This window comes from Rhodococcus wratislaviensis, assembly GCF_041228765.1.
GTDB classification, from domain to species: Bacteria; Actinomycetota; Actinomycetes; order Mycobacteriales; family Mycobacteriaceae; genus Rhodococcus_F; species Rhodococcus_F wratislaviensis.
In genome coordinates this window covers 4,218,423-4,231,612 of record NZ_CP150488.1, presented here as the reverse complement: position 1 = coordinate 4,231,612, position 13,190 = coordinate 4,218,423, and the positions used below count along the sequence as shown (strand labels likewise).

The 13,190-nt window shown below is 64.8% G+C and carries 16 protein-coding genes; 9 read left to right on the top strand and 7 right to left on the bottom strand.

The window, feature by feature from the left end; all coding sequences use genetic code 11:
* The first annotated feature begins 127 nt into the window (after positions 1 to 127).
* A protein-coding gene (locus WKC72_RS19555; RefSeq protein ID WP_370180697.1) for an IS5 family transposase occupies positions 128 to 1,037 on the top strand; the annotation gives its coding sequence in 2 pieces (ribosomal slippage) (positions 128 to 484 and positions 486 to 1,037; 909 coding nt in all).
* Here WKC72_RS19555 and WKC72_RS19550 read toward each other — a convergent pair.
* From WKC72_RS19550 to WKC72_RS19540, 3 genes are all read right to left on the bottom strand, one after another.
* Positions 1,034 to 1,417, bottom strand: a complete 384-nt coding sequence (locus tag WKC72_RS19550) for an SHOCT domain-containing protein (RefSeq protein ID WP_370184405.1) — start codon at positions 1,415 to 1,417, stop codon at positions 1,034 to 1,036. The genes WKC72_RS19555 and WKC72_RS19550 overlap by 4 nt on opposite strands.
* A gap of 32 nt (positions 1,418 to 1,449) precedes the next feature.
* Positions 1,450 to 1,755, bottom strand: a complete 306-nt coding sequence (locus WKC72_RS19545; RefSeq protein ID WP_370184164.1) for a hypothetical protein — start codon at positions 1,753 to 1,755, stop codon at positions 1,450 to 1,452.
* A 261-nt stretch (positions 1,756 to 2,016) separates the two neighbouring features.
* Positions 2,017 to 3,366, bottom strand: coding sequence for an APC family permease (locus tag WKC72_RS19540; RefSeq protein ID WP_370184162.1), 1,350 nt, complete (start codon positions 3,364 to 3,366; stop codon positions 2,017 to 2,019).
* 367 nt (positions 3,367 to 3,733) lie between these two features.
* Here WKC72_RS19540 and WKC72_RS19535 point away from each other — a divergent pair, with 367 nt between their 5' ends.
* The 6 genes from WKC72_RS19535 to WKC72_RS19510 all read left to right on the top strand — a co-directional run bounded on the left by WKC72_RS19535 (position 3,734) and on the right by WKC72_RS19510 (position 8,889).
* On the top strand, positions 3,734 to 4,153 hold the full coding sequence (locus WKC72_RS19535) for an aminopeptidase P family N-terminal domain-containing protein (protein WP_370184160.1): 420 nt from the start codon (positions 3,734 to 3,736) through the stop codon (positions 4,151 to 4,153).
* Positions 4,150 to 4,863: a M24 family metallopeptidase gene (locus WKC72_RS19530; protein WP_370184158.1), complete on the top strand. Its 714-nt coding sequence runs from the start codon at positions 4,150 to 4,152 to the stop codon at positions 4,861 to 4,863. The genes WKC72_RS19535 and WKC72_RS19530 overlap by 4 nt, the downstream gene beginning before the upstream one ends.
* A 71-nt stretch (positions 4,864 to 4,934) precedes the next feature.
* The gene (locus WKC72_RS19525) at positions 4,935 to 6,389 is read left to right on the top strand and encodes an APC family permease (RefSeq protein WP_370184155.1); all 1,455 of its coding nucleotides are present in this window, start codon (positions 4,935 to 4,937) and stop codon (positions 6,387 to 6,389) included.
* The gene (locus tag WKC72_RS19520; RefSeq protein ID WP_370184153.1) at positions 6,386 to 6,832 is read left to right on the top strand and encodes a hypothetical protein; all 447 of its coding nucleotides are present in this window, start codon (positions 6,386 to 6,388) and stop codon (positions 6,830 to 6,832) included. Before WKC72_RS19525 ends, WKC72_RS19520 begins: the two co-directional genes overlap by 4 nt.
* A gap of 4 nt (positions 6,833 to 6,836) precedes the next feature.
* Positions 6,837 to 8,183, top strand: coding sequence for a dipeptidase (locus WKC72_RS19515; RefSeq protein ID WP_370184151.1), 1,347 nt, complete (start codon positions 6,837 to 6,839; stop codon positions 8,181 to 8,183).
* A gap of 307 nt (positions 8,184 to 8,490) precedes the next feature.
* Positions 8,491 to 8,889 carry a hypothetical protein gene (locus WKC72_RS19510; protein ID WP_037238113.1) on the top strand — a complete coding sequence of 133 codons (399 nt, stop codon included), beginning with the start codon at positions 8,491 to 8,493 and terminating at the stop codon, positions 8,887 to 8,889.
* Positions 8,890 to 9,004: 115 nt separating this feature from the next.
* On the opposite strand, the gene WKC72_RS19505 is transcribed toward WKC72_RS19510, so the two are convergent.
* Genes WKC72_RS19505 through WKC72_RS19495 form a run of 3 tightly spaced genes read right to left on the bottom strand, consistent with a single transcriptional unit; the run spans position 9,005 to position 10,169 of the window.
* Positions 9,005 to 9,382 (bottom strand): SHOCT domain-containing protein, encoded by a 378-nt coding sequence (locus tag WKC72_RS19505; RefSeq protein WP_370184148.1) that lies wholly within the window; start codon positions 9,380 to 9,382, stop codon positions 9,005 to 9,007.
* Between the two features lie 30 nt (positions 9,383 to 9,412).
* Entirely contained in the window at positions 9,413 to 9,697 is a 285-nt protein-coding gene (locus WKC72_RS19500) for an SHOCT domain-containing protein (RefSeq protein ID WP_370184146.1), read from the bottom strand.
* 19 nt (positions 9,698 to 9,716) lie between these two features.
* Positions 9,717 to 10,169, bottom strand: a complete 453-nt coding sequence (locus tag WKC72_RS19495; RefSeq protein ID WP_370184143.1) for a DUF6325 family protein — start codon at positions 10,167 to 10,169, stop codon at positions 9,717 to 9,719.
* A 489-nt stretch (positions 10,170 to 10,658) separates the two neighbouring features.
* Between WKC72_RS19495 and WKC72_RS19490 the strand changes: the two genes are divergently transcribed.
* Positions 10,659 to 11,057, top strand: a complete 399-nt coding sequence (locus tag WKC72_RS19490) for a hypothetical protein (protein WP_370184141.1) — start codon at positions 10,659 to 10,661, stop codon at positions 11,055 to 11,057.
* Between the two features lie 136 nt (positions 11,058 to 11,193).
* Positions 11,194 to 11,439, top strand: coding sequence for a hypothetical protein (locus tag WKC72_RS19485; RefSeq protein ID WP_370184138.1), 246 nt, complete (start codon positions 11,194 to 11,196; stop codon positions 11,437 to 11,439).
* 209 nt (positions 11,440 to 11,648) lie between these two features.
* Here WKC72_RS19485 and WKC72_RS19480 read toward each other — a convergent pair whose 3' ends face one another.
* On the bottom strand, positions 11,649 to 13,088 hold the full coding sequence (locus tag WKC72_RS19480) for an MFS transporter (RefSeq protein ID WP_370184134.1): 1,440 nt from the start codon (positions 13,086 to 13,088) through the stop codon (positions 11,649 to 11,651).
* Between the last annotated feature and the right edge of the window lie 102 nt (positions 13,089 to 13,190).

The following is a 13,190-nucleotide window of genomic DNA, read 5'->3' as shown; positions in this document are numbered from 1 at the left end:
CACTCGCCACCACCGCGCACCGGATACCGACCCCGAACACCACCAGGAAGGGCTGCGCCGCAGTGACGTTCGCCTGCTAGGGTGTGTCTCCCAATGATTTGTGGTGTTGTGCTGCAGACTCTTCGGTGTGGCAGACGTTGTTGATCGGTTTGAGGTGTTGACGGACAAGCAGTGGGAGTTGCTCGCGCTGCTGTTGCCCAGTTCCGATGGGCTCCGGGGGCGGAAGTTCCGGAACAATCGTGTGGTGGTCGAGGGGATGCTGTATCGACTGCGGACCGGGTTGCCCTGGCGAGATCTCCCGTCGCATTTCGGGCCGTGGAAGACGGTGTGGAAGCGACATCGCCGATACGCCGGAGACGGAACCTGGGATCGGGTGCTGACTGCTCTGGTCGCGATGGCCGACGCCGGCGGGAACCTGGACTGGGCGGTATCGGTCGATTCCACAGTGGTCCGTGTCCATCAGCACGGTGCGAACGCCGCCCGCCACACAGGGGGATCTACCGAATTACACGAACCTGCGTGACGAGCCTGCCGATCACGGCATCGGCCGGTCGAGGGGCGGGTTGACCAGCAAGGCGCACCTGGCGTGCGACGGTCACGGGCGCCCGCTGTCGGTGCTGGTCGGCCCAGGCCAAGCCGGTGACAGTCCGATGTTCGCCCACGTGCTGGAGGGCATCTGCGTGCCGCGGCTCGCGGGCGGAGCGCACCGCACGCGCCCCGACGAGGTCCGGGCCGACAAGGCGTACTCATCACGGGCAAACCGGGAACTGCTGCGAAGCAGAGGCATCAAGGCGGTGATCCCCGAGAAGACCGATCAGGCAGCGAACCGGGTGAACAAGGGCCGCGCGGGCGGGCGGCCACCGAACTTCGACCCGGAGTCCTACAAGGGGCGCAACGTGGTCGAACGGGCCTTCAACAAGGCGAAACAGTGGCGTGCGGTGGCCACTCGCTACGACAAACTCGCCCTCACCTACCGCGCCGGATTCCTGCTCGCCGGCATCGTCGAGTGGCTCAAGTTATTGGGAGACATGCCCTAGGTCAGGGCTTTGCTCTTGAGGGTCTCGAACTCCTGCGGTGTGATCGCCCCCGAATCGAGCAGCGCCTTGGCGTCGGCGATCCGCTGGGCTGGGGACTCCCCCGTGCCCGCGACCTCCTGAATGTAGGTGTCCTGGGCCTGCCTGACCTGCTGGAAGGCCGCCGCGGACCGCTCGGTCATCCCCTCGTTCCGCACGATCAGATAGATCAGCGCCGACAGGAACGGGATCACGAACAAGAACAGCAGCCACAGCGCCTTCAGCCACCCGGACATCTGGTGGTCACGGAACAGGTCGGTGATGATCGCAAACAGCACCCTCAGGTAGGCCACGAACAAGAAAAAGACGACGACGAACCAGAAGAACTCCCAGAATTCGTCCATTGTCATGCTCCATCCACTCGGTTGATTCCGGGTCAGAGGGCCAGCGCCCTGGCCTTCTCTGCGTTGAACTCGTCATCGGCGAAGACAGCCCGATCGCACAGGTCACCGACTTGTTTCGAGGTGATCAGACGATCGTCACCACCTGCGGTCGGTGGCGATCCGGGCGAGTGATCCGCCGATGCGGCTCCGGACGAAAAACCAGGGCGAAGACCCGGCTGATGGTCCGCTCGACCAGATCGAACAACAGGGGCAAATCGGGTCGCCGGGCAGGTGGCAGCCGGCAACGCCACCACCAGAAAGTCGATGGGCTCGACCTCGTCGAAATCGGTGTCGGTCACTGCCCTGACCCCTCTTCTGAGAACAGCAGCAATACAACCTCAGGCGCACTTCCACCTCCGGGCACTGTGACACGTGCCCCCTGCCAGCAATCACAGTTTCTCACCTGCGGACCAGGTGGCGTCGGAGAACGACAAGGATGCTGTTGCCGAGAAATGTTCGACTGGCGCGGGGCATGTACCGAACCACAAATGTGTTCTCCCCGGTAGCGGTGGGTGGCGAAACACGAACCCGTGATCGATCGTGGCGGCCTACACCCCTCTTTACTTCGTGTGCGAGGCGCGGCGCGCGCGTACCGCGCTCCAGACCATCTCGAGCGCCACTGCGAGAGCCACGATGCCGATCATCGCCACGAATGTCTCCGGGGAGGTCTGCAGCGTCTGTACGGCGAAGACGACGAGAACGACGACGGTCAATGCGATTGCGGTGACGAGGATACCGGTGCGGGACGCCGTTTCGTGGCGGAGTCGGTAGGCGGCGATCGAGGTCACGAGAAAGATCGCGAGTGCCACGGCGCTGCCGAGGGAGGCGATGGCGGTGAGATCCACCAGGTTCGCCAGGAGCAGGATCAGCACGACCGAGATAGTCAACCCGCGCGTACCCCCGATCCAGGCTGGACTCCCGAACACCGGTGGAAAGGTTCCGGATTCGGCGAGTTTGGCGGTGGAGCCGACCGCTGCGTAGACGTTGGCGTTGACCGAGGAGGAGGTGGCCAGCAGGGCCGCGAGGGCCATGATCGCGAACCCGGCGTCGCCGAGCGCGGGTTGGGCCGCGACGGCGAGGGCGGTGTCGCCGTTGTCGATGACCTCCTGCACGGTCAGGGTTCCGAAGACTCCGAGGGCGATCAGCACGTACAGGGTGATCGTGATTCCCAAGGCCAGATACATCGCCCGAGGCAGGTTGCGGCGCGGGTCGGGGAGGTCGCCGCCGGTGAAGCTGATGACGGTGAAGCCGAGATAGGCGAAGAAGGTCAGCGCCACACTGCCGACGATGTCCATGGTCGGGGGGTAGGTGGACGGTGCCAGCAGGCTCGGGTCGAGTTGGGCGAGTGTGACGACGACGAAGACGGCGAACACCACCAGCAGGACAATCACGATCGCGGTCTGGACACGGTCGATCAACTTCGTGCCGGCGATGTTGACCGCCGCGACGAGCACGATCACGCCGGAGGTGAGTATTTTGCTCCACCCGGTGGAATCGTCGAAGAACAGTGCGGCGCCATAGCTGCCGAATGAGACGGACACCATGGCGGTGACGATGAGGGCCGCGAAGTAGAGCAGCCACGAGGTGATGGCGGTGATGTGTCCGCGGCCGTAGCCCTGCAGCAGAAATGTCACGATGCCGCCCGAGGAGGGGTAGCGCGCTCCCAACTTCGCGACGGCGTAGCCCTGCAAGGTGGCCACCACCCCGGCCAGCAGGAACGACAGCCACACCGCGGATCCGGCCACGGCCCCGGCCTCTCCGAGGAGAGCGAAGATGCCGGCTCCGACCATCGAGCCGACGCCGAGAAACGCGGCGCCGCGGACGGTCATGGCCCGGGCGGGTGCGGGGGCGGCCTCGCCTGCGTCACGTCCATCGAGCGGTTCACGGGCCATGTCGGCAGTGCCCTTCATGGCGTTGCCGCCACCGTCTGTGAGGGGCCGGCATCGGTCCGTTCAGTCCGATAATGGACGGAACTGCGCCGGCGTGCCCTCGTTACCGGATCGGAAAAAGTATTTTACCGGAAATTTGATGCGGTGTCGGGCTGGGCAGGCGCACAATTCGAGAGAGTGGGCGGTGGCGCACCGCGTGGGAGGTGGACCGTGTCGACGCGGTACCGATCGAGCGGAGGGCCCTGAGCAGCCCTCCTCGCAGGGTGTGCGACGTGGTTGGTTCGCCGGAACGACTTCGGTTCCGTTGCGGAGATATTTCGTCGGAACGACTTCGGTTCCGTTGCGGAGATATTCGGAAGGCAGTCGATCATCCCCAATCGAGGGTCCGATGACATCGCTCGTGCATCCGACGCCGTTCACCGGTGACGACTACGCCGCCCGCATGGTGCGGGTTGTTCACGATGCCGTCGCCGTCGGCCTGGACGGTGTTCTCGTCACGCCCGGACCTGACCTGGTCTGGTTGGCGGGGTATCGGCCGACCGCGATCACCGAACGCCTCACGATTTTGGTGTTGCGCCCGGATCGTCAACCGGCCATGGTGGTTCCCGCGCTCGAGCGGCCCGATGCCGAATCCGCGGAGGGTACGGCTGCGGTGTCCTCGTCGAATGGGCCGATGGCACCGATCCGTATCAGGTTGCCGGTGCACTACTGGACCCTGCAGGCAGATACGGCATCTCCGACTCCGCCTGGGCGATGCACCTACTGGGCCTGCAACGACAGCTGCCGCGCTCGTCGTATGTGGCCTTGACCGACGGGATGCCGATGTTGCGTGCCGTCAAGGACGCTGCCGAGCTGGCTCGGCTCACCGCTGCCGGCGCCGCAGCCGATTCGGTCTATGAGCAGATCGTGCAGGCGTCTTTCGCCGGTAGGCGTGAACGCGAGGTCGCAGCCGAACTGGCGGGGTTGTTGCGCCGATTCGGGCACGAGCAGGTTGATTTCACCGTCGTCGGATCCGGACCCAACGGCGCCAATCCGCACCACGAGGCCGGTGACCGGGTGATCGAACCCGGTGACACCGTGGTCCTGGACTTCGGTGGCTTGATGTTCGGCTACGGATCGGACACCTCCCGCACGGTCGCGGTCGGCGAACCGGGACCCGAAGTGCAGCAGGTGCACGACATCGTCCGGCGGGCACAGCAGGCGGCAGTCGATCAGGTCCGGCCCGGGGTCAGCTGTCAGCAGATCGATCGGGTGGCGCGGTCGGTGATCAGCGACGCCGGCTACGGCGACAAGTTCATTCACCGCACCGGACACGGGATCGGGGTCACCACGCACGAGCCCCCGTACATCGTCGAGGGTGAGGAGCAGCTCCTCGTCCCCGGAATGTGCTTTTCGATCGAACCGGGGATCTACCTCGCCGGCAGGTTCGGGGTCCGTATCGAAGACATCGTCACCGTCACCGACGACGGCGGACGCCGCCTGAACAACACCAGCCACGACCTGCGGGTTGTCGACTAGGAGGGCAGTGGGATGACTCGCAACAGCGGGGCAGTGAGCGTCAAACGCAGCATCGGCGACAGGTGGATGTCATGAGTGCTCCGGACATTCCGGCCGACCAGCCGCCCACCCAGGCCGAGGCCCGTACCCGCGCTCCGGCGGGTTCCTGGATTTCCTGGATCGCTCTGGCATTGATGACCACCAGTTCGGTCGCGAGCCTGCGCCCGTCGCCGACGATGGCCGTGTACGGCCTTGCCTGTGTCTTCCTGTACCTGGTCCCAGCGATCGTGTTCTTGTTGCCGACCTCCCTCGTCTCGGCGGAGCTGGCCTCGGGATGGGAAGGCGGCGTCTACAACTGGGTCGCCCTCGGGATCTCCAAGCCCATGGGATTCCTGGCGGTGTGGTGCCAGTTCGCGATGACGATCTTCTACTACCCGAGTCTGCTCGGGTACGTCGCAAGCACGCTCGCCTACGTCATCAACCCGGCCCTGGCGAGCAACGGAGTGTGGACCGCGATAGTCATCGTGGTCACCTACTGGTCCGGGGTCTACATCTCCTCGCGGGGAACGAAGGGTGTGGCAGGTCTTGCCAGTGGTGGCCTGATCATCGGCACCCTGGTGCCCGGTGCACTGCTGGTGATTCTGGGCATGGTCTTCCTCGGTCAGGGCAATGCCTCCGCCGCACCGATGACCGCCGACCACCTGCTGCCGGCCTGGGCAGGTCTGGCCAGCCTGGTGTTGATCGTCAACAATTTCCTCTCCTACTCCGGCATGGAGATGAATGCGGTGCACGTGTCGTCCCTGCGTAACCCGGCCAAGGAGTTCCCGCGGTCGATGTTCCTGGCCATGGGTCTGGTTCTGGTGATCTTCATCCTGCCCGCGTTGGCGATCAGCTGGGTGGTACCGGCCGAACAGTTGTCTCTCACCGCCGGTGTGATGCAGGCATTCGACGCGGTCTTCGCGCAGTTCGGCTGGCAATGGCTGACACCGGTGATCGGAATCATGCTGGTGGCCGCATCGCTCGGTGGCATGTTGACCTGGCTGGCCGGCCCGTCCAAGGGTTTGGTGCTCATTTCCCGGCAGGAAGGCTATCTTCCCCCATTCCTGCAGCGGGTCAACAAGCATGGCGTGCAGCAGAACATTCTGGTCACGCAGGGTCTGGTCACCACCGTGATCGCGTTGCTCTACGCGTTCATCCCCGATGTTTCGAGCGCGTACTGGATCTTCTCGGTGATCACCACGCAGGTGTACCTGATCATGTACCTGCTGATGTTCGTTGCCGCGGTTCGGCTGCGCCGCAAGGCCCCTGACCATCCGCGCGGATATCGGGCACCGATGCTGGTCGGATTGTGCGGGGTCGGGTTCGCCGCCTCCCTCGCCGCTCTTCTCATCGGCTTCATCCCACCGTCGCAGTTCAGTTCCGGCAACGCCGGCGTGTACGTCCTGATCGTCGCCGGTGGAGCACTCGGCCTCGGCCTGCTCGTGCCGTACCTGTTCTACAAGTCCCGTAAGCCTTCGTGGAAGCAACCGGAGGAGAGCGAGTCATGACTACCGCGAAGGAACCCTCGAATCGCCGCGACCGCATGATCATCTACGGTCTCGTCACGTTCATCATCGTGATCCTCACGATCATCGCCCTGCTCCTGTTCCCGTATGTCTCGTCGAACCGGGAAGCCGACGACAAGGCGGATCAGCTCATCGCGGCCCTCGACCAGGCCGGCGCCCGCACACCGTCGCACGACCAGATCGTCGGCGTGCTCGGGGACGACGGTGGGGCGATCTGCGCCAATCCGAATGCTCCGCTCGCCCGGGCCACGTTGCTGGCGCAGATGGCCAATGGCGCCGGCGGACCGGGCACCCGGCCGGTCGTCGTGGACGAGCGGGTGGTCCAAGGGGAACTGTTGATCATCGAGATCTACTGCCCCGACAAGCTGCCCGAATTCCAGCAGTTCGCCGACGACCTGCACACCAGCGACGTGGCGGGTGAGTAAAACGATGGACCTGACAGAGCGCATCAGCGGTCTGATGCCGCGGGTGCGAGAAGAACTGACCGAACTCGTCGCCATGCAGTCGGTGGCCGACCCCCGCCGGTTTCCTCCCGAAGAATGCCACCGTGCCGCGCAATGGGTACGCGACAAATTCGCCCAGCACGGCTTCACCGACGCCCGTCTGGAAGAAACCGCCGACGGAAGCCACGCCGTGGTCGGGACCCGGCGATGCCCGGACCCGCACGCCCGCACGGTACTGCTCTACGCCCACTACGATGTCCAGCCCCCGCTCGACGACACCGCCTGGGAAACACCACCATTCCAGCTCACCGAACGGAACGGACGCTGGTACGGACGGGGCACCGCCGATTGCAAAGGCAACATCCTCGTCCATCTGACGGCGCTGCGAGCCCTCGGTGCCGAACTCCCCGTACACCTCAAACTCGTCGTCGAAGGGTCGGAGGAGCAGGGTACCGGCGGGTTGGAAGCGTTCGTCCCCGACCACGCCGACCTCCTGCGCGCCGACGCGATTCTCGTGTGCGACACCGGTAACGCCGACGTGGGCCGGCCGGCCGCCACCGTCAGCCTCCGCGGAATGATCAACGTCGTCGTCACCGTCGAAGCACTCACCTCCGATCTGCACTCCGGCATGTTCGGTGGCGCCGCCCCGGATGCTCTCGCCGCGTTGGTCGCGATGCTGGCAACTCTGCGAGACTCCAAGGGCAACACCACCGTCGAAGGTCTGGACAACACCCAGACCTGGGCCGGGGAACGCTACCCACCCGAGCAGTTCCGCACCGACGCCGGCATGCTCGACACCGAGTCACTGCTCGGCGACGGCACCGTCTCCGACATGCTGTGGGCGCGTCCCGCCCTGACGATCCTCGGCATCGACTGCCCACCGGTCGTCGGGTCGGCGGCCGCGATCGCACCCCGGGCCCGGGCCCGCCTGAACCTGCGAATACCTCCCGGACTCGAACCCGCCCAGGCGCAGCAGGCTCTGATCGACCATCTGCATTCGGCCGCACCGTGGGGGGTCGCCGTCGACATCGACGTCGAAGCGTCCGGGGCGCCGTACCGTGCCCGCACCGACGGCCCCGCCTACCAGGCCCTCGATGCGGCCATGCAGGAAGCCTACGGTCGGCCCATGGTCATGCTGGGACAAGGCGGATCCATCCCATTGTGCAACGTCCTCGCCGACACCTACCCCGACGCCGAGATCATCCTGATGGGCGTCGAGGAACCCCGAGCACTGATCCACGCCCCCAACGAAAGCGTCGACCCCTCCGAGATCGCGGCAATGTCCCTGGTCGAGGCCCGGTTCCTGCAGAACTACGCGAATACCCATCCGTGAGGACCCGACGGTCGCCATGACTCACTGCCCCTCCATCGACGCGTTCGCCTGATTCCAGGTTCAGCGGTTTTCCGCCCCTGACGCTGCAACGTGATGTCCTAGATAACCAATGACGACGAGTTGCTTCAGCTCGAGCAGGTCATCGAACGGCTGATAGCTCGGCACCCCATTCCGCCTATGGATATCGAACACCTGGCTGCGACGATCTCGGTCAGCTGAGGCCAAACTGCTGCCATGACCAGCGTGGTCGGGGACAATGAAGTTCACCCGACCACTTCACACACGTTGCCCGGGAAGGGAAACGGTCATGTCCGATGAATCGCTGGTCAAGCAAGGTGTGGCAAAGGGAACGTCGATGGGCGGGGCGGTTCTTCTCGTCACCGTCGGCGTGCTCGAGTTCTTCCAGGGGATCTCCGCGATAGCCAAGGACGACGTGATCGTCGTCGGCATCGAGTACACCTACCAGTTCGACGTCACCACCTGGGGATGGATTCATCTCGTGCTCGGCGTGATCGTTGCGGCCGTCGGTGCGGCACTGTTCACCGGGGCCACATGGGCACGTGTCGCCGCGATGGTGCTGTGCGCCCTGTCGATCTTCGTCAACTTCCTGTGGCTGCCCTACTACCCCGCGTGGTCGATCACGATCATCGCGCTGAACGCCGTCGTGATCTGGGCGGTCGCCACCTGGAACCCCGAAGTGATCTGATCCGCAATGGAAGACGGCACGAATACAACCGAGCAGCCGACTCCGGCGTGACCTCCACGGTCGCAACCGGTGCCAACGTTCCCTCGGGTGTCGACGACAGATCCGGCGACGTGGACTAGGTGAGTGTCTTCGTCTTGATCGCCTGGAACTCGGTGTCGGTGATCGTCCCGGAGTCGAGCAGCGCCTTGGCGTCCGAGATCTGCTGGGCCGGGGACTGTCCGGCGAGATCCCGGATGTAGGTGTCCTGGGCCTGCTTGACCTGCTGGGCGGCGGCCATCGACCGCTTCGCCATGCCATCTCCCTTGACGATCACGTACACCAGTGGCGACAGGAAGGGAATAACGAACAGCAAGAGGACCCAGATCGCCTTCACCCACCCCGAACTCTCGCGGTCGCGGAACAGGTCGGTGATGATCTGAAACAGAACCGTCAGGTACGCCACGAAGGCGAAACAGACGAAGATGAACCAGAAGAACTCCCAGAAGCCTTCCATTTTCGGCGCTCCGCCCACTCGGTGTTGCGGTCAGGAGGCCAGGATTCTGGCCTTCTCGGTGTTGAATTCTTCCTCGGTGAGGACTCCCTGATCGCGGAGTTCACCGAGTTGTTTCAAAGCGGCAAGACGATCCGTGCCGCCGGATGGCGGTGCGGGTCGTGCCGGTGGAGGCGGCGGCGGTGGCGCCTGCTGTTGTGGGGCAGGTTGGTTCGCCGACCACCGATTTCCTTGCCGCCGCGACACCCGGTTGGAGACGGTGGTCGCGGTTCCGGCGACGACGGCGGTGCGGGCGATCCCGCGCAGGAGTCCTGGCATGATGTGCTCCTCGGATGTGTCAGCCGGCGGTGCGGTCGAGTGCGTCGAGGGCCGCGAGAATGCCCTGGACGGGAATGCGGCCGGACGCCACGAGTTGGGCGCCCTCGCGCCGCAGTGCGGAGGCGAACGGTGCCGCCCAAGTGTTCTCGTAGACGAGAATGGCTCCCGCACAGCCAGGGGCGAGGACGGCGGCCGCATCCTCGAGGTCGGTTCGGTCGATCAGGCCCGTCGCCGCCTCGGCAAACACCGTCACGTCCACACCACCCTCGAATCCGAGGTCCTCGATGGCGACACCGGCAAGTGAGCCGTCAGTGTCCTTGCGAACGAAGACCAGATCGAGTACCCGGATGATGTTTCGTTCGACCAGGTCGATCAGAAGGGGCAGCGCCGATCCGTCGGGTTTCCGGTCGGCAGGGAACTCCACGACGAGATAGTCGATCGGCCCGAGTTCGTCGAAATCGTTGTCGTGCACTGCAGGACCTCTCCTCTGAAGACAGCAGCGGTGTGAAGACGGTGGGGATCATTAGCCTGGATTCGGTCCACGAAGATCGGCATAGCGATCACCTGCCTCGTCGCGGTCGGCGTACATCGCTTCGATCCGACTCAGGATTTCCTTCGTGCTCATCGCGCGCGCAGAATGACTGGTGGTCACACGTGTTGCGGTGACAGGGGGAACCTGTGGTTTCGCCATGTGCCTGCTCTCGACGCCCGAGTGCTCATCAGGGTCAATTCCCGACGGCCTTCCCCCGGTTCGATGCCAGTATCACACCTGCACAGACGTCCCCGCTAGGGACCAAGGTCATCGGTCCGGGCGCGCGGCCCGGGAAGACCATGAGAGCCTGAGATCGACCCCGTATCCCGGGGTAGCACCGAAAATCCGTTTCGCGCCTGATACACGAGCGAATCGGCGGACAATGCACGTACCGGGTCATTTCGACCACTCGCGAAAAGGGGACCAGCCATGTCCGAGAATCGATCGCTCAAGCAAGGATTTGCCGCGGGCACATCGATCGCGGCAGCCGTCATCATGGTCACCGTCGGCATCATCCAATTCTGCCAAGGAATCGCCGCGGTCGCCGAGAACGAAGTATTCGTGACGGGACTGAACTACGTCTACAAGTTCGACCTGACCACCTGGGGCTGGATCCACATCGTGCTGGGTGTGCTCGTCGCAGCGGTCGGCCTCGCACTGTTCACCGGCGCCGGATGGGCGCGGGTGACCGCGATCGTCATCGCGGCCGTGTCCATACTCGCCAACTTCCTGTGGCTTCCGTACTACCCGTGGTGGTCGGTACTCATCATCGCCCTCGACGTCGTGGTGATCTGGGCCCTGTCGACCTGGCAGCCGGATCGGTACTGAGCAGCCGCGAATGCCCACCGGATCCCGTTGCCGCGCATTTTTTCTCATCGTCGAGGCCACCCGTGACCGCATTCCGCGAACGAACCGACCACCTCGACGCCGGCCACTGAACCAACCACAGGACAGAGCGTGACGCATGGATTCCTTCTGGACCATCTTCTGGCTCGGCGTCATCAGTCTGGCGTTTCTGGCGTACCTCCTGCTGCTGTTCGCGATCAGCGCCGACCTGTTCCGCGACGCCCGGACATCGGGGTGGATGAAGGCGTTCTGGGTGTGTTTCCTGCTCCTCGTTCCGTTCGTGTCGGCACTGATCTACGTGATCCTGAAGAGCGACGGGATTGCCGAACGATCGAGAACCACCCCGAGCCGACCACGGGGATAACACACAGTGCCCAGTCGCCGCACTGACCGTGGCTCACCAATTCGTCGCCCCGCGAAATGCTTCGCGGCCCCTGCGCGGGATCTCCCGCTCGGTCTCGAGCACCCGCATCTGGTCCTGAGCTACGTGATCTCGACCTCCAACACGTCCGGGTCCGTTCCAGCCGATCCCACCCAGTTGAGTCGAACGATCCGGCCATGCTCGAATGGCGGTTACGTCAGGGGTTGCCCGGAGACATCGTCATCCGGCAGAGGCGAGCCCGACGGCGACCCGGTGCGGGGCAGGAATGTCGCCGCGGCGAGCCCGACGCAGCCGACGGCCGCGAGGACGACCATGGCGAGCGCGTACGAGCGTTCGGGGGTGGCGGTGATTCCGGCAACGAGGACGGTGCCGGCGATCGCGGCGCCGAGGGAGGAGCCGAGATTGGACACGCTCCGCGAGAGGCCGGAGATTTCGCCCTGCAACTGCTCGCCGAAGCTCGACTGCACGACGTTGACCGACGGCGTCAGCATGACACCGAGACCGAGTCCGATCAGCAGCAGTCCCGGCGCGAACGCCCAGACGTTCGGGGTTCCGCTCACCAGGGCCAACAAGGCGGCGACGCCGCCGATCACGACGAGGAAACCGGCGAGGATCAGGGTGCGCTGCGCGCGCCGCTTCGCGAACCGTTCGGCGAAGAGGGAGGCCGCCAGCAGACCGGCCGTTTCCGCGGTGAAGATGACGCCGGTCTCGATCGCGTCATAGCCGCGCACCACCTGCAGGTAGGCCGCGACCACGAACGAGATCCCGGTGAGCAGCAGCCACTGGGCGTTCTGGGTGACCAGGCCCAGGTTGGACGTGCGGTTACGGAACAGTGCGGTCGAGAGCAACGGTTCGGTGCCGGCGCGTTCCTTGGCCCGCACCGAGCGGAAGAACCACACCATCACCAGGGAGCCGACGATGATCAGGGTGATCATCAACCAGGCGTTGTTGTCGGCGGCAAGGATCCCGGTCACGATCAGGATGAGGCCGACCGCCGAGAGGATCGCCCCGCCGGTGTCGAACGGACGGGTGCGATCCGGCGGTAGCGGATCGGTGATGTTGCGGGCCAGCATCAGGATGGCCGCGATGACCAGGGCCTGGAACACGAACGCCGCCCGCCAACTGATCGCCGAGGTGATCAGGCCGCCGATCAGAGGCCCGGCCGCCGCGCCGATGCCTCCCATCGCGCTGATCGCACCGAAGGCGCGGGCTCGCGAGGTGACCTCGGTGAACAGCAGTGTGGTGAGGATGTAGACCGGCGGGATCAGCAGCGCGGTGCCCACTCCTTCGAGGATCGAGTTACCGAGGATGAGCACCCCCAGGCCCGGGGCTACCGCACTGAGGAGGGCACCGACTCCGTAGACGATCAGGCCTACGGTGAAACACCGCTTGCGCCCGTATTTGTCGGTCAGCTTGCCACCGGGAATCATCAGCGCCGCCATCACCAGCAGGAAGATGGTGATCGCCACCTGCACACCCTGCACGCTGGTGTCCAGGTCCTCGCTGATGTCGTTGATCATCACGTTCATGTTGGAGCCGGCGAAGCTGCAGATGAACTGGGCCAGCGCCAGCGGGATCAGAACCCGGCGGAGAGCGGCCGAACGGTGACCCGCCTCATCTCGTGGAGCCATCTCGCACCTGTTTCCGGGTCGGCTGCCGTGACATCGTCTCAGCCGCACAGCCTCCATGCAGTGCGCCTGCGCGAATATGCGTCGTGCTCAGGGATTCTGACG

Coding starts and splice junctions, on each gene's coding strand:
- WKC72_RS19550 (WP_370184405.1), bottom strand. CDS start 1,417: ATGGACGAATTCTGGGAGTTCTTCTGGTTCGTCGTCGTCTTTTTCTTG.
- WKC72_RS19540 (WP_370184162.1), bottom strand. CDS start 3,366: ATGAAGGGCACTGCCGACATGGCCCGTGAACCGCTCGATGGACGTGAC.
- WKC72_RS19535 (WP_370184160.1), top strand. CDS start 3,734: ATGACATCGCTCGTGCATCCGACGCCGTTCACCGGTGACGACTACGCC.
- WKC72_RS19525 (WP_370184155.1), top strand. CDS start 4,935: ATGAGTGCTCCGGACATTCCGGCCGACCAGCCGCCCACCCAGGCCGAG.
- WKC72_RS19520 (WP_370184153.1), top strand. CDS start 6,386: ATGACTACCGCGAAGGAACCCTCGAATCGCCGCGACCGCATGATCATC.
- WKC72_RS19515 (WP_370184151.1), top strand. CDS start 6,837: ATGGACCTGACAGAGCGCATCAGCGGTCTGATGCCGCGGGTGCGAGAA.
- WKC72_RS19510 (WP_037238113.1), top strand. CDS start 8,491: ATGTCCGATGAATCGCTGGTCAAGCAAGGTGTGGCAAAGGGAACGTCG.
- WKC72_RS19505 (WP_370184148.1), bottom strand. CDS start 9,382: ATGGAAGGCTTCTGGGAGTTCTTCTGGTTCATCTTCGTCTGTTTCGCC.
- WKC72_RS19500 (WP_370184146.1), bottom strand. CDS start 9,697: ATGCCAGGACTCCTGCGCGGGATCGCCCGCACCGCCGTCGTCGCCGGA.
- WKC72_RS19490 (WP_370184141.1), top strand. CDS start 10,659: ATGTCCGAGAATCGATCGCTCAAGCAAGGATTTGCCGCGGGCACATCG.
- WKC72_RS19485 (WP_370184138.1), top strand. CDS start 11,194: ATGGATTCCTTCTGGACCATCTTCTGGCTCGGCGTCATCAGTCTGGCG.
- WKC72_RS19480 (WP_370184134.1), bottom strand. CDS start 13,088: ATGGCTCCACGAGATGAGGCGGGTCACCGTTCGGCCGCTCTCCGCCGG.